The 25,902-nt window shown below is 39.5% G+C and carries 22 protein-coding genes and 2 pseudogenes; 6 read left to right on the forward strand and 18 right to left on the reverse strand.

Annotated elements, in window-relative coordinates:
• Positions 1-14: 14 nt before the first annotated feature.
• The gene (locus ACZ5B7_RS18100; RefSeq protein WP_464490435.1) at positions 15-785 is read right to left on the reverse strand and encodes an SDR family NAD(P)-dependent oxidoreductase; all 771 of its coding nucleotides are present in this window, start codon (positions 783-785) and stop codon (positions 15-17) included.
• A gap of 231 nt (positions 786-1,016) precedes the next feature.
• Here ACZ5B7_RS18100 and ACZ5B7_RS18105 point away from each other — a divergent pair, with 231 nt between their 5' ends.
• On the forward strand, positions 1,017-1,235 hold the full coding sequence (locus ACZ5B7_RS18105; RefSeq protein ID WP_464490436.1) for a hypothetical protein: 219 nt from the start codon (positions 1,017-1,019) through the stop codon (positions 1,233-1,235).
• A 163-nt stretch (positions 1,236-1,398) separates the two neighbouring features.
• Here ACZ5B7_RS18105 and ACZ5B7_RS18110 read toward each other — a convergent pair whose 3' ends face one another.
• The 7 genes from ACZ5B7_RS18110 to ACZ5B7_RS18140 form a co-directional block, all read right to left on the reverse strand.
• A complete protein-coding gene (locus ACZ5B7_RS18110) occupies positions 1,399-1,776 on the reverse strand; it encodes an SET domain-containing protein (protein WP_464490437.1) in 378 nt (125 codons plus the stop codon).
• 99 nt (positions 1,777-1,875) lie between these two features.
• Positions 1,876-2,892, reverse strand: a complete 1,017-nt coding sequence (locus tag ACZ5B7_RS18115; protein WP_464490438.1) for a DUF3231 family protein — start codon at positions 2,890-2,892, stop codon at positions 1,876-1,878.
• 15 nt (positions 2,893-2,907) lie between these two features.
• Positions 2,908-3,462, reverse strand: coding sequence for a CBO0543 family protein (locus tag ACZ5B7_RS18120; RefSeq protein ID WP_464490439.1), 555 nt, complete (start codon positions 3,460-3,462; stop codon positions 2,908-2,910).
• 202 nt (positions 3,463-3,664) lie between these two features.
• Positions 3,665-4,054, reverse strand: a complete 390-nt coding sequence (locus tag ACZ5B7_RS18125) for a cupredoxin domain-containing protein (RefSeq protein WP_464490440.1) — start codon at positions 4,052-4,054, stop codon at positions 3,665-3,667.
• Between the two features lie 67 nt (positions 4,055-4,121).
• Entirely contained in the window at positions 4,122-5,252 is a 1,131-nt protein-coding gene (locus ACZ5B7_RS18130; RefSeq protein ID WP_464490441.1) for a glycosyl hydrolase family 18 protein, read from the reverse strand.
• A 370-nt stretch (positions 5,253-5,622) separates the two neighbouring features.
• The gene (locus ACZ5B7_RS18135; RefSeq protein WP_464494520.1) at positions 5,623-6,741 is read right to left on the reverse strand and encodes a cysteine desulfurase family protein; all 1,119 of its coding nucleotides are present in this window, start codon (positions 6,739-6,741) and stop codon (positions 5,623-5,625) included.
• Between the two features lie 229 nt (positions 6,742-6,970).
• Complete coding sequence (locus ACZ5B7_RS18140) at positions 6,971-7,849, reverse strand: endonuclease/exonuclease/phosphatase family protein (protein ID WP_464490442.1); 879 nt, start codon at positions 7,847-7,849, stop codon at positions 6,971-6,973.
• A gap of 288 nt (positions 7,850-8,137) precedes the next feature.
• Between ACZ5B7_RS18140 and ACZ5B7_RS18145 the strand changes: the two genes are divergently transcribed.
• Both ACZ5B7_RS18145 and ACZ5B7_RS18150 read left to right on the forward strand, forming a co-directional pair.
• Complete coding sequence (locus ACZ5B7_RS18145; RefSeq protein WP_464490443.1) at positions 8,138-9,955, forward strand: bifunctional metallophosphatase/5'-nucleotidase; 1,818 nt, start codon at positions 8,138-8,140, stop codon at positions 9,953-9,955.
• Positions 9,956-10,222: 267 nt separating this feature from the next.
• Positions 10,223-10,486, forward strand: a complete 264-nt coding sequence (locus ACZ5B7_RS18150; RefSeq protein WP_464490444.1) for a hypothetical protein — start codon at positions 10,223-10,225, stop codon at positions 10,484-10,486.
• Positions 10,487-10,683: 197 nt separating this feature from the next.
• Here the strand turns inward: ACZ5B7_RS18150 and ACZ5B7_RS18155 are convergent, their stop codons facing one another.
• A complete protein-coding gene (locus ACZ5B7_RS18155) occupies positions 10,684-14,328 on the reverse strand; it encodes an outer membrane protein assembly factor BamB family protein (RefSeq protein ID WP_464490445.1) in 3,645 nt (1,214 codons plus the stop codon).
• A 96-nt stretch (positions 14,329-14,424) separates the two neighbouring features.
• A complete protein-coding gene (locus ACZ5B7_RS18160; protein ID WP_464490446.1) occupies positions 14,425-15,375 on the reverse strand; it encodes a HupE/UreJ family protein in 951 nt (316 codons plus the stop codon).
• Positions 15,376-15,980: 605 nt separating this feature from the next.
• Here ACZ5B7_RS18160 and ACZ5B7_RS18165 point away from each other — a divergent pair.
• Positions 15,981-17,183: a YeeE/YedE family protein gene (locus ACZ5B7_RS18165; protein WP_464494521.1), complete on the forward strand. Its 1,203-nt coding sequence runs from the start codon at positions 15,981-15,983 to the stop codon at positions 17,181-17,183.
• A gap of 373 nt (positions 17,184-17,556) precedes the next feature.
• On the opposite strand, the gene ACZ5B7_RS18170 is transcribed toward ACZ5B7_RS18165, so the two are convergent.
• From ACZ5B7_RS18170 to ACZ5B7_RS18200, 7 genes are all read right to left on the reverse strand, one after another.
• Positions 17,557-17,748, reverse strand: a complete 192-nt coding sequence (locus ACZ5B7_RS18170; protein ID WP_464490447.1) for a hypothetical protein — start codon at positions 17,746-17,748, stop codon at positions 17,557-17,559.
• Between the two features lie 269 nt (positions 17,749-18,017).
• Entirely contained in the window at positions 18,018-18,866 is an 849-nt protein-coding gene (locus tag ACZ5B7_RS18175; RefSeq protein ID WP_464494522.1) for a DUF1002 domain-containing protein, read from the reverse strand.
• A 307-nt stretch (positions 18,867-19,173) separates the two neighbouring features.
• Complete coding sequence (locus ACZ5B7_RS18180) at positions 19,174-19,842, reverse strand: TerC family protein (protein ID WP_464490448.1); 669 nt, start codon at positions 19,840-19,842, stop codon at positions 19,174-19,176.
• A 165-nt stretch (positions 19,843-20,007) separates the two neighbouring features.
• Positions 20,008-20,466, reverse strand: coding sequence for a hypothetical protein (locus ACZ5B7_RS18185; protein WP_423798350.1), 459 nt, complete (start codon positions 20,464-20,466; stop codon positions 20,008-20,010).
• Between the two features lie 5 nt (positions 20,467-20,471).
• On the reverse strand, positions 20,472-21,260 hold the full coding sequence (locus tag ACZ5B7_RS18190) for a hypothetical protein (RefSeq protein WP_464490449.1): 789 nt from the start codon (positions 21,258-21,260) through the stop codon (positions 20,472-20,474).
• Between the two features lie 308 nt (positions 21,261-21,568).
• Entirely contained in the window at positions 21,569-21,766 is a 198-nt protein-coding gene (locus ACZ5B7_RS18195) for a YjcZ family sporulation protein (RefSeq protein WP_464490450.1), read from the reverse strand.
• A gap of 389 nt (positions 21,767-22,155) precedes the next feature.
• The gene (locus tag ACZ5B7_RS18200) at positions 22,156-22,431 is read right to left on the reverse strand and encodes a heterocycloanthracin/sonorensin family bacteriocin (protein WP_464490451.1); all 276 of its coding nucleotides are present in this window, start codon (positions 22,429-22,431) and stop codon (positions 22,156-22,158) included.
• A gap of 338 nt (positions 22,432-22,769) precedes the next feature.
• Between ACZ5B7_RS18200 and ACZ5B7_RS18205 the strand changes: the two are divergent.
• A pseudogene (locus ACZ5B7_RS18205) lies at positions 22,770-23,231 on the forward strand (GMC family oxidoreductase N-terminal domain-containing protein); the annotation flags it as partial.
• Positions 23,232-23,650: 419 nt separating this feature from the next.
• Positions 23,651-24,259, forward strand: coding sequence for a hypothetical protein (locus tag ACZ5B7_RS18210; RefSeq protein WP_464490452.1), 609 nt, complete (start codon positions 23,651-23,653; stop codon positions 24,257-24,259).
• Positions 24,260-24,314: 55 nt separating this feature from the next.
• On the opposite strand, the pseudogene ltrA reads toward ACZ5B7_RS18210, so the two are convergent.
• Positions 24,315-25,573: pseudogene (gene ltrA / locus ACZ5B7_RS18215) on the reverse strand (group II intron reverse transcriptase/maturase).
• Positions 25,574-25,902 lie beyond the last annotated feature (329 nt).

The following is a 25,902-nucleotide window of genomic DNA, read 5'->3' on the forward strand; positions in this document are numbered from 1 at the left end:
GGTTTTGTTTTCGTTTAAAGTGCCCCCATCCCACCATCAATGCGATATTGGGCACCTGTGATGAAAGCACTCTCATCTGAAGCTAGGAACAAAACTAAATTAGCAATGTCAGCTACTTCTCCGTACCGTTGAAGAGGGATACTTTTGGCAAATTGGTCTTTTGCACCTTCCGGGTTTTCCGGACTAAATCCAGATTCTAAAGAACGCATCATTCTCGTATTAACAGGCGATGGATGAATGGAATTCACTCGTACGTTCGCTCCCGCCGCCTCAAGTGCGGCAACTTTGGTTAAGCCAATTACCGCATGTTTGCTTGTGACATACGGAGCAACACCTGGTGTGCCGCCAAGTCCCGCTACAGAAGATGTGTTAATGATACTGCCGTAACCCTGTTTGGTCATAACAGGAAGCACGTGTTTCAATCCTAAGAAAATACCATTCACGTTAACACGCTGGACTTTTTCAAAATCCTCAAGGGACGTTTCGATAATCGGCTGAACTTTTCCTTCAATTCCTGCATTATTAAAGAAAATATCGATTTTCCTGAAACGGTCAACTGTTTGTTTCACATAGTTTTGTACGTCTGTTTCTTTTGATACGTCTGCCTGAACAATAAGTACATCGCCAAATTGACTTAGTTCTGCTTTTGTCTGCTCTAGGGATTCTAACAGCAAATCAACTAAAACAACCTTTGCACCTTCTTGTAAAAAACGTTTGGCTGTTTCCTTACCAATTCCGCCTGCCCCACCTGTAATGAGCGCAACTCGATCATGTAACTTACTCATTTCATTTCACCTTCCTTTTTTACTATTAACAGAGGTTTACAAAATTTAGTAACATCACATGTCCATTATAACCTTTTTCAGATAATTACTAATATTGAATTTACAGAAATAAGTGACAATTTATTGAAAAGTAGTTTATTTCATTAATAAAATAGGTCAAAATCAATAAAATTTAACCAAAAGGAATCGTAAAGTTAAATTCTCAGCATATAATGATTTCGGGTGATGGATATGGATCGTTATCTCGAACAAGCATTTGAAATCAGGTTTTTGAAAATCGGGATTATCGCCAATGCGGGAATTTTGCAAATTGGTACGGGGTCAGCTGCAACGATTCCAAAAACTACTCCAGTCGGATATACGACAATCGGAGAGACTGTCGCTCCACTTTTGGCACCACCGTCTGTTCCATTGCAAGCACCAATACGTGAAATTGGAAAAAGTTTGTAATTAGAAAGTTTAAGGTTTTTTTAAAATTCAGTTATAATTGCATCTAATTTATCAGCGATTTTGTGAATAAAAAAGAAATGACTCATTAAAATAGAGCCATTTCTTTTTTATTTGTGCATCTCTATCCTATTTATTTCTTCCAAAAAATAATGAATCAAAATAACTAGTCCTGATTAAACCACAGTGGATCCTTGTTATCAACCTCACCATTATAATTAATTAAAATCTCATCTCCTGCTTTTATATCTGTGTAAGCATAAAATTCAAAGGTGTGATTGTCAAAATTAATCTCGTAAAAGGCATTAGGTTCATAAGAATGGTTAAACAACATTCCATAACCAAGGAGGATAGCAGAATGATTAATCCCATACTCAAAAGCGTAATCAGCAAGTAGGGTTTTCTCTATATGTTGATGCTCCTCATTTGGATAAGCAATGACAGGTGCTTCGTGTAAAAGCTCTCCCTTTTTGATATCACATGTAGCAAATACTCCTCTATCGAATTCTCCATCACTTAGTGGAGATTTTTTTATCTCAATCATGTTGTTCTCCTATTCATCTTTAAAATTTTCTTACTAAACTGTACCATTAATTTGAACATAATGCTCTTTTTTTTACGCTCTTTTTTAAAATGAAGTATTCTACCTTTTCATTATATTTTGATTTCTAAGTGATTCTCTATCAATCGATTGGGGGGGTTTTTCAAACCACCCATGATCAATTAAGAGTTTTGCACCGTCCTCAGCAAAGGCCCCGACTCTAATAATGTAGCCTTCATAATTAACCGTTAAGTCCTTTCGAAATGATGCAGCTATGGCAAGTCCAAAATCTCCAATACCAATGGCACTTTGTGCACATGTATGAAATAACATTAGTTTATCAGAAAAAGGTGGGTCAGTGCTATTGGTAATGGTAGAATCCCATGTAGAGGGATATGAATTATCATCTTCTTTTAGTTTTATCATAAAATCTTCCACCATTTTCTTTCCCAATTCATATCCATCTTTAAAGTAGTCACTAATTTTTTTGGATTGAGCGACTTGGCTAAATCCTAAAAGCATTGTTTTCGCCACATTTGCCACTTCGATATTAACTCCTAAATGGGCAATTTCTATTCCAAGGAGTGGTCGCCGATGACCTATTAGACCGCCGAGGAATTTTCTCTCTGTTATATACTCAACTTTATCAGGATAAGAAATATAAGGAGACCGGATAAAAACCCCTTTTTCCTGCATCAGTTCTGCATTTCGGTCATATAACATTTCGGTCTGAGAGTAAAACTGTTTGAATAAGTCACGGACATCTTTACGGGCAGAAATTGACTTAGCCAAACTATAGGAATTCAATCCCGTTCTACCCATATGCTGTAGGTAACGCAAATACGTGATATCCGAAAAAAGCTTCTTTGCTTGCAGGTTAACGTCCTGTTCTCCAAATCCATTAGGAATAGGAATGCCTTCTTTTGTAAATAAATCCGATATTTGTGCCACATGGTCATGGGAAAACTTTAGAGCAAGTTTAATAATAGGTTTAACGTCCGGATCTTCGCATGTCTGAAAAAAATGTTTTAGAATACACATAGACATGGTGTCACCAATATAGGTACTCCATAACATTGAAATTTCGGCAGATGTTATGTTGGGTATGTGTTTAACCATGAATTTTCCACCCTATCACATAGATTTAGATTTTCGATTTATTACTTGAACTAACCATTTTATAAGTACAGCCTTTGCAACATAGATTGGAAGCGAATAGATGTATTTCCAGTTATCTAATTTATAAATGTTTAGCCAAACTGATAAAGGTTCAAATATATAGGTAAATATAGTGGCCATGATTAAATTAACAATGATAAATGATTTCCATGTTTTGCAGAATTGATAAACAGTCATATGAGCCACGATAAGTATTCCGTAATCAACTGCGACTAATCTTGGTAACAACTGTAACAATTTATAGGGATAGGACCAAAGGTGAGCATTAGCACCTATATCATCCAACAGTCCAACCAAAAGCATTAATAAAGTGCCAAAAAGTACAATTTCCTTTAATCTACCTTTATCAACGTACCTCCACCATACAATCCATGGAAGAATAAAAATAATCAAAAGCAGCCACCATTGAAATGTAAACAAATCGTGATGGAGCCAATATTCATTTTTCATTTCAGTTAATTTATATTCTATTTTTCGAATTTCATCATAACTTGGATAGTTTGCTTTCAATTTCTTCACTCTCTCGTATCAGATGGTTTTATTATCCCCTTTTATATATTTTTCCTATTCAAGCCTGATTTGCGCCATTTTCGATGAAATTCCCCTTTTAAAGAAATATTGTTTGTGATGGAGAGTTAGATTTATGAAAATGATTGGGTTGAAAAAAATAAGTTACCTATAAAAAAAGCAAGGCCCGATTTGGCCCTGCTTGCTATTTGACTATTACTTTTCCAGCCATTCCTTCCTGTAAATGGTACCGACAAATCAAATCATATGTACCGGACATAGTCGGTTTCACAGTAATGGTTTTTTCTGTTCCTGGCAGGATTTCAACATCAATTTTGAGCTTTTCTACAGTAAAGGTGTGCTTTTTCTTTCCTTTGTTTTTCAATAGTAACGTTGTGGTACTTCCATTCGGAATAGTGATGTCTTTCGGTTTAAAGTAATCATCGTTTAACTCGACCTCAATTGCTTTGGCTGACTGAATAGGCTGTGTTAGGACGCCGGTTTCGGCATAAACGCTGTATGAGCCTAGAGGTGTCAGAACCACTATCATTGCAAGCAAAACGGCCAATCCAGTTAGCCACTTATTCACTGACATTCGTAATCCCTCCTTTCCTATGACTATTTTTTTCAAAATTATTAAATATTATCAAGTTAATTTGATTTCAACTTTCTTCATTGACTTTTTTTACTTTTATTTTCTCGGGTATCGTCTTCCAGTACTCTGGGTCCTCTAAACCAAGCCGCCAAATCCCGATTCCCTGTAGGTTATATTTTTCTACAAGGTCTAGCTTATACCGCAGGCTATCGCTATTCTCAAACCAAACCTGGTGGCTATGCTGTTCTTCGTCGATGTAACTAAAATGAGGTGTTTGTGAACGGGAGTCCCATTTAACTTTAGCTTTATATTTTGTTTTCTGACCCATTAACTCTTCATAGGAGCTATACCCGGCTTTGCCTGCTGTTGTTGTATCCCAGTCCCATCCATAACCAGCGATACCGAGTAAAATTTTTGCCGGTGGTACTTTATGTTTCAAAGCATAACGAATCGTTGATTCTGTCCAATCGACTGACGCGGTTGAGCCTGGTTTTGTTCTTGGGTTGTGTTCATCGTATGTCATAATCATTAATCCATCAGAATATTGTCCAAGCTTTTCGTAATCAAACCATGGTGACCAGGGATTAGCACGGGAATCACCTGTGTTTGCCGGGACTGAAACCGTCACTACTTTTCCATCACGATGCAGCGTATCAGACAGTTCTTTTATCATCTGGCTAAAGGGTTCTCGGTCAGTCAAATTCAAATTTTCCATGTCAATATTAATACCGTCATAGTTAAACTGACTTACTTCATTGCGTAGGTTCTGAATAAAAACATTGCGGTTTTTTTCATTATCGAGTACATTACTCGCTACCTGCTTGCCCTTCTCCACGGTTTCATAGAAGAGATTATGTATAACCATATATACCTTCAAGTTTTTTTCATTAGCACTCTGAATAACCTTTGTCTTATGATCTGCTGGAACGGAGCTTATAAGACTTCCCGGACTTTTATCGTCAAGCTTATACCAAAAGGGTGCGATGCTGCTTAAACTTTTGAATTGTGAGTCTACTGTAGGCTGTGACCCTGGATACGTTCCTTCTTGTTCAGTGTAAAAACCTAAAACTTCACGAGGAGTTTTATTTTTATCCTTTTTGTCCTCCACTTTTGTTTGTAACTGACTACACGATGACATTAGTAATAAGACCAAGCTTAACGAAATAATGGTGAATGACCGATAACAATACTTCGCCATAATACACCTTCTTCCAATTTAGTATATTTCTTAACTTGATTAGAAAAGGTGTAACTTATTCACGAGTGAGGCATGGGGACGGATATCGAGAGCACTGAAAAACACTTACTAAGAGGAAGATTGAAGACATTTTTACCTTCTGTTAATGCAGAATTGTCTTTGATAAGGTGTATAAAAGACATTTTGGCCATCCGCTGGGGAGATTTTGTCTTTAATAAGGTGTATAAAAGACATTTTGCCTATTCGCAAGGCTGATTTTGTCTTTAATAAAACGAAACAATTGTTTTTCAGTGGTCTCGGACGGTGCTTTTGTCTCATTCTGAATTAAATAAAAGGACAACAGTGAATCTCACTGTTGTCCCTGATAACTTTAATCTATCGTTCCCCTTAACCATTTCAATACCTGATCGATTTCATCCTTCGTCGTGTACCTGCCCAAACTAAAGCGGATGGCCCCCATTCCAACCTTTTCAGGGACAGCCATCTCCTTTAATACCGGTGATAATTCGATGCTGCCGGCATGGCAAGCCGAACCGGTTGAGGCCGCTAACTGTGGGATTGCCGCCAGCAGATCTTGTCCTATTTTTTCGACAAAGCTTACGTTCAATGTATTTGGCAGACGCTCCTCAGGATGTCCATTTAACTGAACGCGGTCCCCAAACTCTACTTTTAATCGGCTCCAAAAATAATCGGTAAGTTCCTTTAGTACGCTATTTCCTACGTGGGTTTCAGCGATTTCACATGCTTTTCCTAATCCGACTGCCAACAAGGTATTTTCCGTTCCTGCCCGCAGCCCGAATTCATGGCCAGCCCCATGAATCAGCGGTTCCAGTTTGATACCATCTTTTATATAAAGCGCTCCAATTCCTTTAGGAGCATATAGCTTATGGCCGGCGATGGTCAACATATCGACCTTTAACTCGTTCACATTAACAGGCACTTTCCCGACTGATTGAGAAGCATCCGTATGGAAGGCAATCCCGTGCCTTTCAGCAAGATTCCCAATCTCTTGAATCGGCTGTAAAGTCCCCGTTTCATTATTGGAGTGCATAATCGAAATTAGTATGGTGTCCTTCGTGATGGCTTGTTCAATTTCTTCGGCTGACACTCTCCCGAATTGATCCACGCCTACGTAGGTAACCCTCGCCCCGATTTGTTCGAGAAATTGGCATGGATTTTTCACAGCTGGATGTTCTATTTTTGATGTAATAATATGGTTCCCTTTACTTTTATTCTTAAAATAATAGCCTTTTAATGCCTGGTTATTGGCTTCACTTCCCCCGCTAGTAAAAATGACTTCTCTGGGAGAACAGCCAATTAAGCCGGCAACCTGTTCCCTTGCCTTCTGTAACAATTCTTTCACTGGTGTCCCAGCCCAGTGCAGCGCTGATGGATTTCCATAATAGTCATGTAGGAGCGGCATCATGGCATCAATTACTTCAGGAGCCAGAGGTGTACTGGCGTTGTAGTCCAAATAAATTTGTTGCATATACCGATTCATTCCTTCCCCAGATAATCCCCAATTCCCATTTAAACTTTCATACTGTTCTATTGGTTTATTGTATGTATTCTATGTTTATTTTACGAGGACTTGGCATTTATAACAAGTTCCGCGGCTTTCTTCACTTCATTCAACTAACTATTTGAACCCCTCATATAAAAAAATAACCGCCAAGCCATTACAGCTCAGCGGGATTTTCTGATTCCTTCGGAAGCATTTAGTTTCCACCATTTTCATATGGCTCTGTTCTCTCCAAAACAATTTCTGCAGTTATGGGTAGGTGATCCGATGCTAACGTTTTTATAACTTCTTTTTTTACTGTTTTAATTTCAGCTGATGTAAAAATAAAATCGATTCGTTTGGTAGGATTTACAGCGGAATACGTATATGCTTCAGGCTTATCATAAAAAACGTCAAGATACTGACCATACATTGGCTGCATTTCAATGCTATCTGGAACAGCATTTAAGTCTCCCATTATCACTTTTGGTCCATCAGATTCACCTGCTATAGAAATAATTTCCTTAATCTGTATTTGTCGTTCTGCAGTTGTCAAGGCCAAGTGTGTATTATAAAAATGAAGATGATTTCCTTTTACATTAATAGTCGCTTCAAGGAGACCACGCTGTTCAGTGTTTCCTATTTTTGTAAGGGGATGGTTTTCAGAATACAATATAGGATATTTGCTTAAAATCGCTGTCCCATACTGCCGGCGTGGCTCACCTTCATGTAATGGATCTCTGTCCAAGTTAGCTGCATAAACATAAAACATTCCTAGACGATCTGCAAGCCACTTTGCCTGGTCTTGTAAATCACTACGTTCCGACCAGTGGTTGTCTACTTCCTGAAGTCCGATAATATCTGCATCTTCATCCTCAATGACCTTTGCAATTCGCTCCAGATCCAATATTCGGTCAACACCTTCAGCGTGATGGATGTTATAAGACATTACCTTTACGTTGACTGATTGTCCTCTAGGAAACTCCATTTCAATCCCTGCCGCTTTTGTCTGCACCCCTGTTAAAGTAACCATAAAAAATGCCATAGACAGAAGGCCTAGCATCCATTTCCCTCTTTTCTTTGTGCCGATTTTCATTCTCTCATCTCTCCCTGTTTGTTCTCTTTCTATTAAATATTACTTGATTAATTTGAAGTATTGATTTCTGACGCGTAAAAAGCGCATTAAAAATTGTTAAGAACTGGTAAAGTAATCAGTTTTGTTCCCCAAGATTTTATGAACAACCATGAACAGCGTACTTCCATTCGCATTCTATAAATAAATTAAAAAAAGATTGAATTTTCAATATCTTTATCCCTCCTTAACTATCATTTAACAATTATTTGCTACCATTTTCTTGTAACTTATCATTTAGGGGGAATGAAATTGAAAAAGTCGTTCAAACGTCTATTTGCTGTCACTACTGCCGCGGTCCTTGGCGGTGGAATTCTAATGAACTCTTCACAGACTCTAGCATCCAATACTGCTGGGCAAGCAGGGTCCAATCAAGGTCTGGGCAACAAAGACCTTGTCAATTTGCAATTATTAAGTTTGACAGACTTGCATGGCTACCTTCAGGCCTTCAATGACAAGTCTAATGGTCAAATCATGACTACAAACGGGCCGCTTACAGTCGGAGGTGCAGCGTATTTGGCCGCCCATATCAAAAACCTAAAAGCAGGTCACGAAAATTCAATCCTTTTTTCCGCTGGGGACGATTTTAGCGGTTGGCCTTTTGAAGTGGCATCACATCATAATGAGCCAACAATCGAATTCCTTAACGCGATTGGATTAGAATTTTCTGCGGCTGGCAACCATGAATTTGATGCTTCCAAGGAGTTCTTGACGGAGCATATCATGAAGGGAAAAAGCTTTGGAGTCCCGGGTGTTGATAGTTCATTTACTGACTCTACGGGAAAGAAATTCAAAGGAGCTGATTATGACTATCTTTCTGCAAATATTCGTGATGCAAAAACTGGGGAACTGGTGTTAAAACCTTACACCATCAAAATGATTCATGATGGCAAGGGTCGTGCGATCCCCGTCGGTTTCATAGCTCTTACCACACCGACAACCATAACAGGGTCCACTTCGTTTCAAGAAGGGGTTCTAACAGCAGATCCTCTCGTAGAAGCCGCCAATCGGTATGCAAAGGAATTGCAGGAAAAAGGTGTTGAAACCATTATCGCTGTCGTCCATGAAGGTGGGTCGACCAAAAGCGATGGCTCTGACATTAACGGCTCTGACAGTCCTTTTGGTCCTATCTTCGATTTTGCAAAAGAAGCTTCACCTGCAATTGATGCGATTGTATCCGGACACTGGCATGCAAAGTTTAATGCCTTTATCGAAGATCCCGCCGGTAACCCGCGTCCCATTGTAGAAGCCGCCAATCATGGACGCCTTCTTAATGAAATCAACTTGTCGATTGATCCAAAAACCAAGGATGTTGTTCGCAATTTAACTACATCTACAAACCACCCGGTTACACGTGATATTCCAGCTGACCCAGAGGTTGAGAAGATGGTTTCTTACTGGGTTGATCGGGGAAAGGAGCGCTGGGCGGAGCCAGTTGCCAAACTCACAGGCGATTTGACACGAGTACGTAATGCAAATGGTGAAAGTACACTTGCTGATTTTGTTGCAGATGCTCACTATTATTCTGGTAAAAAAGCGGAAAATCCAGCCGAATTCGCTTTGACTGCGGCCAGTCCATTACGTGGTGATTTACTGTACAAAAAAGGAACAAATGCTGCTGATAGTGACGGGCAGATTCTATTTGGAGAAGCCTGGCAAGCCCATGGATACCAAAATCCATTATTAGTCGTAACGTTAACTGGCCAGCAAATTAAACAAATCATTGAAGAACAGTGGAGAAAAAATGCAAACGGTACTGAAAGCTTTTACCCGCTAGCTGTTTCCTATAACGTCCATTATAGTTACGATAAAAGCAAACCAATAAATGTTAGAATCGATCCAAAGACGGTTATCATTAATGGGGAATCCCTAGATTTGAACCGCTCCTACAGGGTAGCTGCACTGGCGTATATGGTCATCGGAGCTGATGGGTACCAAACATTTACACAATATCGCGAACCAGTTCGCACTGAAGTGGATTATTGGGCCCTCCTAAACTATTTAAAGGAGCAGAAGGTCATTGAACCGCCAGCATTAAACCGTGTAACTTCTATAACAATTACTCAATAAGTGATAAAGCTGGAAACATGATAATCCAAAGTTTCCAGCTTTTTTTTGCCCATAGTTATTTCTTCACACTTGGAATTGATAAAGGCTCATGTAAAGTGAAAGAAGTTGTAGGTTTCGTTAATTGTCTATTAATTTTCCATTCAAAAAATTAAAGAGATTTTTCGATAGGATTAAGTTGTGTAAAGAATTGGAAAAATGCCTTCTTTTTTCCTTGAAGGCTTGTATGATAGGACTGTAAGACAATATGGAACTCAAGGAGGAAGAAAGATGAAAACTTTTAAAAAATGGTTATTTGCTTTGATGTCCGCATTGTTGTTACTGGGAGCTGCAACGGCATGCTCAAATGCCAGTTCAAAAACGGATGACCCGAACACGGAACAAAACGACGATAGTTTACAAAATGATGGATCTCAACAGGATGATGGTTCTCAACAAGATGATGGCTCTCAACAAGATGATGGCTCTCAACAAGATGATGGTTCACAGCAAGACAACAGTTCACAAAGTGAAGATGACAATTCTGGTCAATAAGGAAAAGTAGCAGGCAAAATTGAACAAGACGGCTGCCGCCGTCTTGTTTGTCCTTTCGCCTATCGTATTGATCTATGCTATCAATGATGTTTTTTATGGAATAAATATTCCGTCTTTCTGAGGGTGCCTTCAACGGAAAATACCCATTAAAAAGCTTTTTAATGGGTATTTTCCTTAATAATCATTCTCAAAATCTATCAGTTTATTGCATCCGGATCAAGGGTATTAAGCTGGGAAGCCCACCGAGCAATATTTGCTGCAGGACTGCTTCCTTCAGCAGGATAATCAGTAATATGGTACCAGCTGATAGTCCGTTTTTCTCCCACTTTTAAACTTGCATCAAACGAGGCTCCAAAGATATAGCCGGAAGCCGTTAATCCGGCAGGCTTGTCATTTAACCAGGCAATTCCATGGGCCGGGCTGGAAATCGCTGTTTTCGGACCGTCATAAATATAGTTTCCGGTCCATCCTGTGGTCATGAAGCCTGGATTCATTTTCGTGATTCCTGGAACAATGGACGTATCATCTGAACTATCTGGGTCCAGCAGGTATTGGAAATATCCATTAAAATCTGTGGTTCCCGTATTCTCCAATTCAAGTGTAAACTTGACTACCGGTGCATTAGGTAGTGCACGATACGTTACTGAAGTTTTGATATTTGGATCAATCTGCGCTTGTCCGGATGCTTGAATTGTATTACCCTCCACTTTGATATTTGGAAGAGATAACCACTCACCATCACGTCCCCATGGACGTTTTGGATCGTTCATGACTGGTGACAGGATCCATTCGCTCCAATCGAGAGTCTCCAGAGCATTGTTGTCAAGCAAGGTGATGTCCCCAAGCCATCCCGGCTGGAATGTTCCTGGCTGGTTGTTGGCAGCAGTCTCAGAGGAAATCGTTGCTTGAATCCGGTTATTCATAACATAGTGGAACGTTTTACTGGTGACAGCGTCCAATCTAGGGCTTCCAAAATTAAAGTCCGGTGCTTCCTGTGATAATCCCGCAACAGGTTCTGTAACTTTACTTACTTGCAAAGCAACTGTTTGGTTTTTTCCTTCCTCCAGTTCTACAGAAACTGGTGAACCGCCAAGATAACCCCTGCTCTGTACTGTCACAGTATAAGTGCCAGGATTCAGTCCGAGAAGATATTTACCCTCGGCATTGGTAGTGGAAATTTGACGATTTCCCTCACTGTCCTTCACTATAATCTTCGCACTCCCAACGGGTTGTCCTGTTAAGCTGTCAGTCACCTGACCAGTTAAACGAGGCCAGCGTTGTGCAGCCTTACCCCCAGGAGTAAAACCATATAGATTTCCATCTAGGGCTCCAACTACTAACGTATTTCCAGAAATGGCCGGAGAAGAAGCTACCCAAGCTCCAATTTCGTGCTGCCATAGAGGTTGTCCAGTTAGCCTATCAATTGCATAAAGATTTCCGTCGTTCGATCCGATAAATACTGTTTCTCCGCTGACCGTAGCAGAAGAGATAACTCCGCCCTTGGTGCGATAGCTCCATTTCTTTGTACCGGTGACTGCATCCAATGCAGCAATGTTTCCATCCGGGAATCCCATATAGACAACTCCATCCACTACCGCAGGTGAGGAACCCGTGGTATCACCAGCAATATAGGATTTATCCTGGCTCTTGTAACGCCATAGCTCTTTGCCAGTGGCAGCATCAAGAGCCACAACCAAGCCGCCGCCATATCCCATATATACACGACCATCTGCGATAGAAGGCATGGAGTGCATCCAGCCGCCTGCAGGTTTTTTCCTCCACAATTCCTTACCTGTTGAAGCATCTAGAGAAATAAGATAGCCGCCATCTCCTCCTACATAAATCTTGCCGTCCTGAACGATAGGAGTCGATTCAACAATCCAGCCGCCTGCTAATGGAACATTCCATAATTCTTCACCCGTATGGGCATCAAGGGCCATCATTTTACCACCGCTGCCTGTGCTGTATGCTTGGTAGACGACTCCATCCTTTACAGTCGGAGAATAGTACATCCAGGCTCTTTGTACTTCATCTTGTCCGACCGTTTTTGTCCAAACAATTTCTCCAGTTTGGGCATTCATCGCATAAAGAGTGCCGCGAATCGAAGATGCATAGACAATCCCGTCAGCCACAGCAGGTGAGGCTTGTACTTGGGCATCCGCTTTCACTTCCCAAAGCTTGCTGCCAGTCTCAAGGGCGACAGCATGGATAGCATGATTCTTTCCGCCGTCTTCATCACGTGTACCAATATAAACGATTCCATTTGCAATCGCAGGAGACGAGGTAAGAATGGTACCAGGTGTTCTATAGGTCCATCCAAGACGAAGGCCAGCATCTAGTGTATCCTGTGCTGCCCCAGTGTGCTGGGCATTGCCGTGGAACATCGTCCAGTCGTTTCCTTTCCTTGGTTTAATTCTCTGATCACTATCTACGATGGTAAAGGAGTTGTTTTTAACCCAAACCTTTCCACCATCATCCGTTACTTTGACTTCGATGGTATGCTGGCCTTTCACAGATTTTCTGGCATCCCATTGGTCATGCCAAGCCATTCCGCTGCTTTGAGTAAGGTTTCTCCAAGATCCCCCATCAATTCGGTATTCAACCTTCACCACATTACTAGATGTGTTATAGGCGTTTACCAATATGTCCATTTTGTCTTGCGGAACTTCACTGCCGGCAGCCGGATGAACGATTGCACCACTTTGCTTCACGTCATACATTTTAAATTTCTCTTCCTGCTTGTCACCCAGGAATGTAACCATCCGGAAACCATTCGGCATCTGGTCAATTGTGTACGCACTCGAAACAGTTGTTACATGGTCAGCGCCTGGAATCGTATCCGTTGCTACATCGTTAACGTGTGTATGTCCCACCATTACCAAACGGGTATGATATTGACTTAGTAGGTCTATAAATTGTTTTGTTTTATCCGGTGACGGCGTTTGTGGTGTATTCATAGGTCTATGAACAAAAACAACCACTTCCTTACCGTCCTGTGCATTAAGGGCAAGATCCTGCTTTAGCCACTCATACTGGTCCGCCTCACTGAATCCATACGTATTTTCCAATACGACAAAGTGACGAGTGCCATAATCGAAGGAATACCACTCAGGTCCAAGATTTTTACGGTATTTGTCAATTCTTGTTTGATAATTTGAGCCCGGGGCAAAATCATGGTTTCCAACCGCTGGGTAAACCGGAAGTGAAGATGTTGCCGTACTAGCCTTATAATCCCGATATTCCGTATCATCTGCCCGGTTCGTTAAATCGCCGCTCACGGCAATGAAGGCAGGATTTCCTGTCGATTGATTAATTTGCGCCAACTGGTCTGTAAAACGCTCACGATTATTGGCAGTACCCTCTTGTACGTGTACATCGGCGATGTTGACAAAGCTAAAGTTCGGATTGCTGCTTTCCGGTGTATGTACTAATCCAAAGTTTTGTTCTTTTGTTTCTCCAGCCTGAACATTCCCTAACTGCTTGTAAAACTGCGGGGTTTTGTATTGGTCAGTCAGAACGCTGTATCCGCTTGGAGACGTTACAAAAACAATATCCTCCTGACGTCTATCAGTGTCTATTTCCAAGCTATAATTACCCAAATCGTCCGTAACGGTGATTTTTTTACCGTCCGACACTCGAACATTAGGAATTCCCTGTTCGTTCCCGTCGCGGGTCCCGTTGCCGTTTTTATCAGCGAAGACCGTACCCTTAATAGTAGCAGTAGTATTGTCGGCAACTGCTGGCTGCACAATCGATGCCAGAGCAAGGCTGGCCATCGCTGCAGCAGCAACGGGTTTCAGTTTTTGTTTCATACCCTTGTCTTTGTTTTTTAATGGTTGCATGCTTTCTCCTCCCCAATTAACATACATTTTTTTAAAAATTTAATAGAGCGTAAGGACGACCGCACCACCTCCTTTAGTTACGAATTCTGTGAGATTTTATAAGCCGAGAAACCTCTGAAAATACCAAACTAATCCAATCCCAAAAATCCCTGCGGTTGCTGATCCGTAGACGAAAGTCGACCATTTAAATCGTTGGATGTAAAGCAGCATAGGAAACAGCAGCAATATGATTAAAGCTTGTCCACCTTCTACACCGAGATTAAATGAACCAATGGATAAAATAGATCTCCAGGTTACGTCGTCCGACAGCTGCAACGCGCCGGCAAATCCCATTCCGTGAATAAGTCCAAATCCAAAGACGACTGCGAACCGGTATTTGGAAGAAAAGCCAAAATAATTGTCAACCGCAGCATACGCAATGCTTAATGCAATGAGCGGTTCGATAATTTGGGCAGGTAGATTGACCAGCTTCATTGCTGCTAGGCCCAGGGAAATACTGTGAGCAATAGTAAATACAGAAATCACCTTTAGAACATCTGAGATCCGACGTGATCCTAATACCAGAGCAATGACAAACAGGATATGATCAAAACCGATCATGATATGATGGAAACCAAGTTGAACAAACCGGATAACCTGGCCCCCTAATGTTTCTTTACCTATGTTCAATTCACGATCTTCGATATTGAAAACAAATTGGCCCTGTTTTTTATCAAGGTCGTAGGATGCGATATTTCGATGCATCGGGTCATTATCTTCGAAGAAGACACTATAATGTACCTGTACTGACGAATTGGAGGTGACTGCCGGATATTCCATGACCAGCTTGGCATAATCCCGGTCCACTCTCCGTTTAATGTCTGTAGCGATAACCTTCCCGTCCGCTTTCGCACCATCTGTGAATACCTCGTAATGGGATGAAAGGTATGAACTCACCTCTCCACGATGATTTTCTAATGCTGTTTTCAGCTGTTCAGTCGGCGCACCCGGTTTAACACCGAAATCAATCAGCCTTCCCAGTTCGAAGAAATCAAGAAGCACTTCCACTCTCAGGTTCCCCCCGTCCCTGGTAATCTTCGAATATCCTTCACTATTATCCGTGTGCGCTGACGCGTTAATCGAAGGAAACATTAATGTAATAAAGCACAAAAGTACAATGAACTGAGTTACCATTTTTTTCAAGGATATTCACACCTTTAATCTCATAATCTATATTTTGGATTTGTATTATTCCATATATAATTTTATTGAAGATAGGTAAATAAAGTTTAAATGCCAGATAGCTTTTTTTAAACAGAGAGTAAATAAAATTAGATATATTTCCCTATAAAACTTAACTGTTTTTCTCAAAAAGAAGATTTTACGATAAAAATTCTACTATTCAGTACTAGTGGACTATTATTTTTTATTCATGTAAATGTGGATACATATTTGTTTTTTATACAAAAATTTGAGAAAAATTAGGAACAATTGCACTGACCCATAATTGGAGGGAGTTATCCCTTGACTATCCAACGAAATTATATTAGTATAATTTTGTTGATAAATCACATTAATCCTATCGGTTATAGAGGTGAAAAAACTTGTCACATACAACAATAGACCAAACAACACAGTTGAATCATAAAGCATGGCATTTTAAACCGACCACTATGGTCACAAATCTTAATCCGATGCAAAAGAAATTCGTATCAATCGGAATTCTTGCAGCTGTTATTCTGTTAATAGCAATTGTCCAAATGGCTAATTGGACACAAGGCATCCTTTTTATCATCGGAATGTTGCTTGGATCAGCATTGCTGTACGCCCGTTTTGGATTTACATCTGCATTTCGCCGTCTCGCTTCCATCGGAAATGTTCAAGGTATTCAAGCCCATATGCTGATGTTTGCCATCTCTACAACATTATTTGCGCTTATTTTAAGTTCCGGTTTTAGTTTTACAGGGATTGCGCCAAAAGGTTATGTTTCACCTGTCGGAGTTCCTGTTCTGTTCGGTGCCTTTTTGTTTGGAATCGGCATGCAGCTTGGAAATGGCTGTGCTTCCGGTACGTTATATAATTTAGGCGGGGGTTCATCATCGATGATCTTGACTCTGATCGCCTTTATTACAGGTTCCACCTTAGGTGCTTATCATTTCGCATTCTGGATGCAAGAGACACCAACACTGCCTGCTATTTCTTTAGCAGAATCCACTAACCTGGGGTACTTTGGGGCATGGCTGGTTCAAATGATTGTATTTATCGTTATTTACTTGATTACAGTGCAAATTGCAAAAAAGAAAAATCCACCAATGATGAAACCACTTCCTACAACCACAGGCTGGAAAAAGGCACTCCGTGGTTCATGGCCATTATTTACTGCATCAATTGTCTTAGCAGTATTGAATGCGTTAACCCTAACGGTTAGAGGAACTCCATGGGGAATTACCTCTGCGTTTGCTCTTTGGGGCGGAAAGGCACTTATGGGTATGGGAGTTGACGTTACAAGCTGGGGTTTCTTTGCAGGTCCAAATGGTGCTGCACTCAGGAATACCGTTTTAGCTGATTCCACAAGTGTCATGAATTTCGGGATTATTTTAGGCGCATTCATTTCTGCCTCTTTCCAAGGTACATTTAAGCCTAAAAAAATCAAACCTGGTGTTGCTGGGGCTGCCATCATCGGCGGGCTGTTAATGGGATACGGCTCTCGTTTGGCTTTCGGCTGCAACATTGGTGCCTATTTCGGAGGGATTTCTTCCTTCAGTCTACACGGATGGGTTTGGATGGTCATGGCGATGCTTGGAACTTTCGTAGCTTTATATATTCGCCCATTATTCGGATTGAAAAATCCATCATCAAAAGACTTATTTTGTTAATTGAATTAAGCAGATTTACAATTTTGAAAAAAATCCTTAAAAAGCGTAAGTTCTCGGTAATAATTACTCAGAACTTACGCTTTTTAATTTGTTAATTCTGAACTGTCGTACTTTTTAACATTGATTTATCGTTTCGGAATTTTGGATCAATTGACTGATGTATTTTTTTCAAAAATTTAATAAACCCTTGTAAAAATAAGGGGTTTTGATCAGGCGGAAAATTTTAGAGCACCTTGTTTGTTTAGAATGATAGGTTTGCTCAGTAAATTACAAACGGTTATCATACAAATAAAAAAGTGATAGGATTTTTATTCCCATCACTTTTTTGATGTAAAAGATATTTTAATTATTTTAGCTGAAAATTTTCAATGGATTATCCGCTTTTTTCAAGATTTAAATCGTCTTGCTGCTGACAAAGCCACTCATAAAAAGGGATTTTGTGTAGATTTGGATAAATTGTTTTTGCGGCTTCACTGGTATAAAAGTTCGCCATTTTCTCGATGTATTCATCATCATGAATTGGGTTTTGCTGCAAGTGATGATTATTACGTATCAATCTCAACATAATGAAAAAACCTCCCCATATTCTTTTGAATTAACCAGTTTTGCTTTTTCACAATTGAATCTATGACTATTTTTTTCATTGTAGCAAAAGTTCAAAAATGATAGAATCAAAATATTCCGACTTCTTTTTGTAAAAATCGACATTTGCATTCGCTTCTTCTTCATTGCCCTCATGAACGACATATATCTGAAAGACCTTCAAATGAAGGCCTTTCTCTTTTAAACATTTTCATTTTTTGATTAGAAACAGGCTAGAATAAATTTTAACCATTAATTAAATTGGGCACGAATCACTTCAATTGTCCGATTTAAGAAATCCTGCAGCTTTTGTAAAAATGACTGCCCCTCATCTGAATGTAAAAAGGTGGAGACTTTTTCTGCTGTGTCACTTACCTGGTTCTTTACTTGGTTCCAATCAATGTCCATACCCTTTAGTTTGTTGAAGAAATCTACTAACATATTTAACTCTTCATTTGTTAAAGAAATCCCAAGCCCCGTGGCAGCTTGTTGAATGATTTCACGTATGTCTGCTTCTGTTTTTGGATCATTTTTAGCAATTTCATCCTTGACCTTTTCCATTAGAGCAGCGGCATTATCTGCTCCAATGGAATCACCAAGCTGTGCGGTTTTCACCATTTCTTCATTAGCCGCTTTTTTGACTTCTTCAGGAATTTCTTTATTCGTAGTCGTCTCATAAGCCTTCATAATTCCAGTCAAAGCTGCTGTACCTGATACAGAATATGGTGCCGTAATCTGGATTGTTGCATCCTTAACACCTGCTGTCATCAAGGCATTTTTATACATATCGTCTGTAACCCATGTAATATTGTTCGTTTGAACATTTAACCCGGAACCCTGGGCACCAATCGTAATACTTGCTGATGAAATTGCTCTGTTCCCTATTTGTGCTTTGGGAATAAACTCCCCTAAATATTCATGCTCTTCTTGATTGGATACAGTAATACTTTGTACGTTTTCCGGTACCCCTAATTCTGCTAAAATATCATTTTTTTGCTGTTGTGTTAGGTTTTCTCCTAATGTAACAATAACGTCTCCTTCTGATGCGTCTGCAAAGCAAATCGAAGGGATAGAGAAAAGCATCGCTATAGTAAGAAACATTGCCTTTATTTTCGGTTTCAAAAAAATACCTCCTGAAAAATTTGGCTTTGCATTATCATAACACTAAGGTTTGGCATTTCATTATAAGGTTCGGTAACAATTATACTAATTCTATTAAGGTATTTACATAGTGGAGAATAATGTTACAGATAGAGTACGATTTCTTTACTGCCACATTTTTTATCAAAAAAAGACTAATGACGGCAGTGGTTCCATATGTAATCAATGGCCCAAAAAATAATTTCACCAAGCAAAAAAGGACAACAGTTTAATTCCTAATGTTGTCCTTTTTAACCTTATATTTTATTTAGCCTTCTTTAGCAGTATTAATCTTTGAAATAACATATCCAAAACCTATAACAAGAACTGTAATAGCTGTTGGTACCAATACGTGAAAATCGTTTGGGAGAATCGGCTGGAATTTTGGTTCCCCGACCATCATTTCACCTGCTGTCCAAGCTAATATTCCAGCACCGGCATAGGTGATCATCGGGAACTTTTCCATGGCATTCAATATGAATTGGCTTCCAAAAACGACGATCGGGATACTAACCATCACACCGATTATAATCCCAGCTAAATTTCCTTCAACAGCACCAGCAATAGCTAGTACATTATCAAGGGACATCACTGCATCAGCAGTAATTATGGTTTTCACTGCGGAAATTAAACTTGACCCTCCATCTCTCTGATGATTGTCACCCTCATCAACTAAAAGTTTAATGGCTATATATACGAGAAGAAGGCCGCCAGTAAAGGTTAAGAATGGTAACTCTAGTAGGTACACTATTGCTACTGCAAAAATTAATCGTAAAATAATGGCTCCAACTGTGCCCCAAAAGATTGCTTTCTTTTGTTGTTTCTTTGGAACATTCCTAGCCGCCATAGCAATCACAACCGCGTTATCGCCACTCAATACAATATTGATTAAAATAACCTCCAAAAGAACCGTGAACGACAAACCAAATATCTCCAATTTAACCACCTCTGGCTTAAGTTTAACTAAGCCATTATATTAATTTGAGGTTTATTAAAGACCATCTGATTTGGATTAATTAAAAATATTTTTCTTTTGCAAAAGATAGTTTAATTGTAATCTTTCACAGTCTTTAGCTTTAAAATATGTTCAACAAATAACGAATCATTTTACTTTTGCTACTCCTAAGGCAAAATGGCTCCAAAGTATATCTTCTACTAACTCAGCTTGTGATTCTTCACAATCCACAATTAAGATTACTTCAGAATGTTTTCCTTTTAAAACCTTTTTCTTCTTCTTTATAACCAATTCCATAAAAAGCCGAATAGCAAATCCAAGAACAAATCCAACAAATGCACCGATCAGTCCCCAATAAATTGGTCCCCAAGCCAATTTAAACCCAATACTTGCCCCAATAACTGAAAAAGCAGTTGCAAGTCCCATTCCAATATCAATCAAACTTGTACCGTCTGAGCGATGAAGGGTATCAAAAATTTTACGTTCTTCTGCTCGATTATCCAGAGGGACAGCAAATATGCTATCCTTTTTAATCCCTTTTTTTTCTAAAGTTGAAATGGCCATTTCTAAAAATCCAGTGGTTTCAAATGTTGAAAATAACTGCATATTTATCACTTCACTTTTTGCCCTTTTAGTATTTTGAAACCCTCCGATTGATAATTCTCGGTTAAATGATTCCTTAAGTCTTTTTCAAATAGTTTGTTATTTTCAATCGTATTCATATAAGAATCATAAGTTGCAAACCCATAGTGTGAAGGGATAAAGAGAAGCCATTCAGGTTTTATAACAGAGGTAGCTTCTTTAACTTTACCTAAGAATAAAAGTACAATTGCTTCTTGAACATGAGAATTATAATAAAATATCACTAACCATACGATGACAAAGAAAGCAGTTAATATCCTATGTATATAAAGCTGCCCTAGACCCGGTATAAACAAGGACCACATAACGGAAAGTAAGGGATTTCGCTTATCTAAGTAGTTGATTTCTAACGCTCCTAATGAAAATGAATTAAATCGGTGTTCCTCTCGCTCGGCTAAAAGATAGAACTTATTCATATCTACTGTTGTTCGGTAACTGTCCCAAATACCAAAAAGGTAAACAGGGATATACATAAGAAGCCATCTTGTGTCCAATACCTCTTTTGCCATATCAATATTCCCTTGAAAGGAATAAATCATGGAAGAATTAACATGTCCTTTAATATTAACAACCACTTCCCAAATAAATAAGGCATATCCTCTAAGATATTTAGATAATAGCAAATGCCCGAATCCAGGAAATGCAGCGGACCACCATGCAATGATATAAGGATTTCTTAAATGCAATTGGGTTGTCCCAAAAATACTAACATGGGCTTTATACCGTCTGGCAGTATTATCATTTGTATAGTTGTTCATCTCAACCACCTTCAGGAAGGATTTATAATATATTTCCAATTGAGGAATACATTTATTCTTGTTCCTACTATGCTTACCTGTCAGTTCGAAATTAATAAAAGGATCGCCGCCGTTGCAATCCTTTTTAAACTCAACGATTAATGAGCCATATAAGATTATTACGAAACAGGCACAACCTAATTGCTCCTGATAAACAGCAAATGGTGAAGCAGCTGCTTGTTTAGGAATAAATGGTGGAGGAGAGTTTTAGGAAAAATAATCCTCATCTGCGTATAGATGAGGATTATTAATAGATACAGTCACATCTTTTAACCACAGAAACAAACAGCACCAACTATGATTAATAAAATAAACAACACTACAATGAGTATAAATTCACCGTACCCATGTGCAGGAAAACAGCCTGCATAAACAGGAGCTGCATAGGAGTAGGACAATGGCTGTGGAAGAGGAGTAATCGGTAAGGCATTTGGTAAGGCATTTGAAATCGGTAAGGCATTATCCATTTTTTACACTTCCTTTCGAATGTAAGACGACATTACAATATATATTACACTCAGAGAGGAACTTGGAGCCCGTCTGTATTAAAAATGGGCATGAATTAGTGATGATTACTTTTAATAATGGAAAAAAAATAGAGTGGCAGGCTATTAATTTCAAAAGAAGAAAGTTAAAGCCGAACGAAATAACTAGATGAAGGCATCCTTTGTAGGAAGGGTGCTTTTTTCTTCGAATATTCTACAACTATCGGCAACGACAACTAGAAACAACTAAAGGTACTACTAGCGAATTATAGTTTAAGTACGATTTTTCGTCCTATATAATAAAATGTAAAGAGATGCCCCTGCGAGATTTGCAGGGACATATCCTTTTCATAAAATTTTTCTGGAAATGATTAAATAACAACAACGCCGACACAGTTATAGCAGTTATAGCAGTTAAAACCTCCGCAGCGAAAACCTCCGCAACGAAAGCCCCCGCAGTGAAAACCTCCGCAATGAAAACCTCCGCAGCGAAAACCTCCACAATGCATTCCTCCACAATGCATTCCCCCACAATGCATCCCGCCATGCAGGCGCGGATCCATGCTCTGTGGATTGATTGGAGCTAGCACACCAACTTGAAAAGGATCGATTCCCAAACCTTGAAGGCCATTTTGAAAATTTTGCATTTTTTACCTCCCCTTTATTCTAAACAGATTAAACCCGAAAAGAGAATAAAACAGTGGATTGTCAGTTTTGTGTCAAAACATTAGATAATCTTTTGTACTCTCTTCAACAAATTATGTTTCCTATTAGGTCCCTGTTCCTAAATAAAGAGCCTATTTCATGTTTTGGTTTTATAAAATGTTGATAAAGAAACACAATTTATGGAGGCCCTTTTCAATTATTATTATTGTTTTTCCCTATGTCTTTACCTATTTCCTCCCCTCGTTTTTTCATAAGATAAATAAATTGAGAAAGGGGAATTTAAAATGGTTTCTAGCCAGTCCAAAATAGATTTGACTATATTGTGGTAGGAACTGGACCAGCTGGTGCAGTGATCGCCAAAACACTTACAGATGATAAAAAAACTTCAGTTCTAGTCCTGGAAGCAGGAGAAAATAATGATACCGATCAACCTATAAGGGATTCAAGATTTGCCCCTGAACTTGAAGAACATTTTTTCCCTGAATATTTTTGGCGAGGAGAAGGTGTCCCTCAAGAAGGGGTTGATGACAGGTCCTTTGAATGGACAACAGGGCGGCTATCCGGCGGGGGATCCTCTATTAATGGAGAACAGTATGTCAGACCTACTTCAGCAGTCTTAAGAGAATGGGAAAGGCTTTTAGGTTCGTCGTGGTCGCCAGAACAAGCAATAAAAAACTTTAAACAATTAGAACATTTTCATGGGAAAACAAATACTCCAGATATTCATGGTTTTAGTGACCGACTAAGTATCAGACAAACTCCTCGCAATCCTCCAGCCATTAAAGCTATATATAAGACCTATATTAAGTATATTTCTGAAAAACTTTCAAAGATTGATCCATCCTATCAGTTTGTAAGTCCGACACTTGAAACCATCAATAATGATAAAGAACTAGAACGTCGGGGATCCATTTACGGTTGCCGAAAACAGTATTGCAGCTGCCAGGGAAGCAGGTCTTTTTTAAAAAATAAGCCATTTGTGATGTTTAAGTAATCACAAATGGCTTTTATTTTTTTACAATTTTCTAGTGGAGATAAAACAAATTTTTTTAATCTAATCTTAAAAAACAATGCTACAAAATTGAGTACCCTACCACATGACGCAACTCCCCCCCATCAAGTTGTTTTTCGACTAACTTTCGGGGGGCCTGAAAACAATGTGGTAAAATAAGTATAAAACCTGTTTTGACGGAGGATGTTATGGTTTGGTTTTTGTTGCTTGTTTTTGTTATTGCAATAGTGATGGGGTTTTTTCAGGTTCCGATTTGGATTATGTATGGCGTATTTGCGGTCTTGATTATTTTCATTTTCATTCGTAACCCGCTTGTATTTGGAAAAGATCCCGAAAAGATAATGGCGTACATAAAAAAATCAAAAGCCCCGCATTTACGATTCCTGTACCATTTTCTTCAAGGGGACCTATCGGCGGCGGAGAATACGTTGGGCAAGATACGCATGAAAAAAGCGAAACAAGGCTCTGAATTGATGCTCTTAATGGAGCGGAATGAATATGGAAAAGCAAAAGAACTCCTTGCGAACATGAGTGGACATAAGACAAAGTGGTACGCTTTGTCGGATATCGCTATTCAGGAAGAGGACTCCGAATCACTCAAAAAATACAGAGGGAAGATAAATGACAGGTTCCTTTTAAAGATGTTAGAAGTCGATCAAGCCGTTTTTGAAGGAAAAAAGAAAGAGGCGGTTGTACTGCTCGAAAATATGATACCTACGTTAAGAGGTTATAAATTATTGACAGCTGTCCAAGCCCGCAAGCAAATACTAGAAGGAAAATCGAGTAGGAGGGGGTGACTAACCCCCGACCTCTCACACCACCGTACGTACCGTTCGGTATACGGCGGTTCCATTAAGATTGACGTAGAAATTCATAACGATTATATAGACTTCTCAACCCTCGTTGACTCCAATATGAGTTATCGAGGGTTTTGTGTAATATTGGACTACATGCGATTCTCCAGTAGTTCTTTCGGGAATTGCCCCATTCATATGCTTTGTAATCAGGGACACCTAAACCCATTAGTTTCCTGACTCTGGTTTTAGGTTTCTTCCACTGTTTCCATTTGCACATTCTGAGTCTTCTTCTTATCCATTCATCGAATTCTTTAAATTTGCTTGGTGTGTCAGCTAAGGCGAAGTACCCACTCCATCCTGTTAGATAACGGTTTAACATTTCAATCCTTACTTCCATTGGAAAAGATTTTGACCGAGAGGTAATTTCTCGGATCTTCGTCTTAAAGCGTTTAATACTTTCTTTCGCAATTCGTACCTTCGGTTCTTTATTTAAAGTAAAGCTGAAACCAAGAAATTTCCGTTTCCACGGGCGGTCAACTGCCGACTTATCCCTGTTTACCTTCAACTTCAGTTTCTGCTCGATAAACGTCGAAACGGATTCCATTACACGTTTTCCTGCTTTTAATGACTTAACATAAATGTTGCAGTCGTCCGCATAACGGACAAACTTATGTCCTCTGGTTTCCAATTCTTTATCTAGTTTATCAAGAATTATGTTTGAAAGGAGAGGACTCAGAGGTCCTCCTTGCGGAGTACCTTCCTCCGTTGATTGAACGACACCGTTGAGCATTACACCTGATTGAAGATATTTCCGGATTAGTTTGAGAAGTATGCGGTCTTCGATTCTTTTAGCGAGTATCCCCATCAATTTGTCATGATTGACCTTATCAAAGAATTTCTCTAAGTCCATATCAATTACCCAACGGAAACCCTCCTTGATAAATCCCTTTGCCTTTCTTACCGCATTATGGGCACTCCTATTAGGACGGAAACCATAGCTGTTTTCAGAAAAGGTTGGGTCAAAGATTGGGGTTAATACTTGGCAATTGCCTGTTGGATGAAACGGTCTGTCACAGTTGGTATGCCTAAAAGCCTTATTCCTCCGCTTGGTTTCGGGATTTCGACACGGCGAACAGGGGAAGGATGATAGTTACCTGTTCTCAAAGCTTCCCGAAGGGAATCCCAGTTTTCATAGAGATGTCGTCGTAGGAATTTTACGGACATTCCATCTATGCCGTGAATTCCTTTGTTCTGCTCTACCCGTTTAAGGGCAGTTAAGAGATTTTCTCGTGACAAGATTCGTTCCATTAACATGATGATATTCCTTTCCACGTGAATGAAGGCTCTGTTTATGCCGACTCTTGCTCCACCCTCCTAGAGTCCCCAGCGGATTCACCGCTTCCTCCTTTAGGTAGGTCCTTTCGGATTGTCTGTGTTCAATGCAATTGCCGAATGTACAGACTTCATTCTCTCTTAATAATTCAGTCCTTCCCATTCATTCTCGAGTTAGAATGGTACTATGACCTCTGCTGACTTCTGATTGTTCAGCTATCCATTGCTAGACAGGTTACCAAGTGTACTTGGCTTGTCAATCAGACCTCCCCGGGTAAGAGTGCAGTCTTTCCCTCCATCTATCTGCTTCA

Source organism: Neobacillus sp. S1115, assembly GCF_055385565.1.